Below are 2,168 nucleotides of genomic sequence, written 5' to 3'. Positions count from 1 at the left end.
GCGGCGCGCTGATCGACACCCCGATCATCAACCAGCCGCAGGTCGCGATCCTCGGCACGGGCGCGGTCGTGAAGAAGCCGGTGGTCGTGACCGACGGCGAGGGCGGCGAGTCGATCGCCATCCGCTCCATGGCCTACCTCTGCCTGTCCTACGACCACCGCATCGTCGACGGGGCGGACGCCGCCCGGTTCCTCGGCTCGGTCAAGGCCCGGCTCGAGGCGGGCGCGTTCGAGGCGGACCTCGGCCTCTAGGTCCGCCGGGCCCCACGCCCTGCTCGACCGACGGACCCTCTCGCCCAGCAGGACCGGGCGAGGGGGCCCGTCGGCCGTCCCGCGGCCCGGGGCTCCGAGAGCCGGGTGCCCTCGACTGGTCCGTTCGACTGACGGGCCGCCTCGCCGGGTTCCGGGCCGCGTGCCGCACCCGGGCGAACCGGACACCACGCCCACCGACGGACGGGCCGCTCCGGTCGCGCGGCGCGCCCGACTCCGCGACGATCACGCCATGCGCGTCCTCATCTCCGGGTCGTCCGGACTCATCGGTACCGCGCTGGTGCCCCACCTGCGCAGCGCGGGCCACGAGGTCGTCCGCCTCGTCCGCCGCACGCCGCAGGCCCCCGACGAGCGCGGCTGGGACCCGCCGTCGGGGCGCATCGACGACGGCGCCCTCGACGGCGTGGACGCCGTGATCAACCTCTCCGGGGCCGGGATCGCGGACAAGCGCTGGACCGGCGCCCGCAAGCAGGAGCTGCGCGACAGCCGCCTCGTCCCCACCGACGTGCTCGCCCGCGCCGTCGCCGCCCACGGCATCCCCGTGCTGATCAACGGCTCGGCGGTCGGCTACTACGGCGACACCGGCGCGGTCGCGGTCGACGAGTCCGGGGCCCGCGGCCGGGGCTTCCTCGCCGACCTGGTGCGCGACTGGGAGAACGCCACCGCGCCCGCGGCCGAGGCGGGCGCGCGGGTCGTGATGATCCGGACCGGGCTCGTGCTCTCCCCCGCGGGCGGGCTCATGGGCATCATGCGGCCGGTCGTGAAGTTCGGGCTCGGCGGCCGGCTGGGATCCGGCGAGCAGTACTGGCCGTGGATCAGCCTCGACGACGAGGTCGGCGCGATCACCTGGGCGCTGGAGCACGACTCCGTCGTGGGGCCGGTCAACGCCAGCGGACCCGCGCCGGTGACCTGCCGGGAGTTCATGAAGGTGATGTCCTCGATCGTCCACCGGCCCGCCCCGTGGATCGTTCCCGGCTTCGCGATGCGTGCCGTCCTCGGCGAGTTCGCCGACGAGGGCGTGCTGGTCAGCCAGCGGGTGCTGCCGGGGGTGCTGGAGCGCGAGGGCTACGGGTTCTCGCACACGACGGTGCACGCCGCGCTCTCCGCGGTGCTGGACGGCTGACCCCGTGGCCGGCCCGTCCGGGCTGCCCGACGCGGTCGACGTCCTGGTCGTCGGCGCCGGGCTCGCCGGGCTCAACGCGGCCCGGACGGTGGCGCGCGCCGGGCGCTCGGTGGTGGTGTGCGAGGCCTCCGACGGCGTGGGCGGGCGGGTGCGCACCGACGTCGTCGACGGGTTCCTCGTCGACCGCGGGTTCCAGATCCTCAACACCTCCTACCCCGCGCTGCAGGCCGCCGTGGACCTCGAGGCCCTCGACCTGCGCCCCTTCGTCCCCGGCGCCGCCGTGCGGACCGAGGACGGCCGGCTGCACCGCGTCGCCGATCCGCGCCGCCGTCCCACCTGGGGGCCGCGGACGGCGCTGACCGGGCTGCTCGGACCGCGGGAGAAGCTCGGGATCGCGGCCTACACACTGCGCTCCCTGCTCGTCCCGCCGTCGCGCCAGGCCCGCGCACCCGAGCGCTCCGCCGCCGCGGACCTCGCGCGGTTCGGGCTCGGCGGGGCCGCGACCGAGCGGTTCCTGCGCCCGTTCCTGTCCGGCGTGACCGGCGACCCGGACCTCGCCACGTCGTCGCGGGTGGTGTCGCTGTTCTGGCGGACATTCGCGCTCGGGGACCTGACGCTGCCCTCGCGGGGCATCGGCGCCGTGCCCGGCCACCTCGCGGCGCGCCTGCCCGCGGGGACGGTGCACCTCGCGACGCGGGTCTCCGGGCTCACGCCCGCGGGTGCGGGCGTGGACGTCCGCACCGACGGCGGATCCGTCCGGGCCGGCGCGGTGATCG

At 76.5% G+C, this 2,168-nt stretch carries 3 protein-coding genes; all 3 read left to right on the top strand.

The features are described from left to right. On the top strand, nucleotides 1-251 hold a 251-nt coding region (locus tag AC0CYZ_RS16645; RefSeq protein ID WP_472217294.1), incomplete at its 5' end, for a 2-oxo acid dehydrogenase subunit E2. A 250-nt stretch (nucleotides 252-501) separates the two neighbouring features. Beyond that, nucleotides 502-1,392, top strand: a complete 891-nt coding sequence (locus AC0CYZ_RS16640) for a TIGR01777 family oxidoreductase (RefSeq protein ID WP_472217291.1) — start codon at nucleotides 502-504, stop codon at nucleotides 1,390-1,392. A gap of 4 nt (nucleotides 1,393-1,396) precedes the next feature. Then, nucleotides 1,397-2,168: protoporphyrinogen/coproporphyrinogen oxidase (locus tag AC0CYZ_RS16635; RefSeq protein ID WP_472217289.1), on the top strand; the 772-nt coding region annotated here is incomplete at its 3' end.

Source organism: Actinomycetospora sp. (genome assembly GCF_055612215.1).
This window is presented reverse-complemented; position numbering and strand designations above follow the sequence as displayed.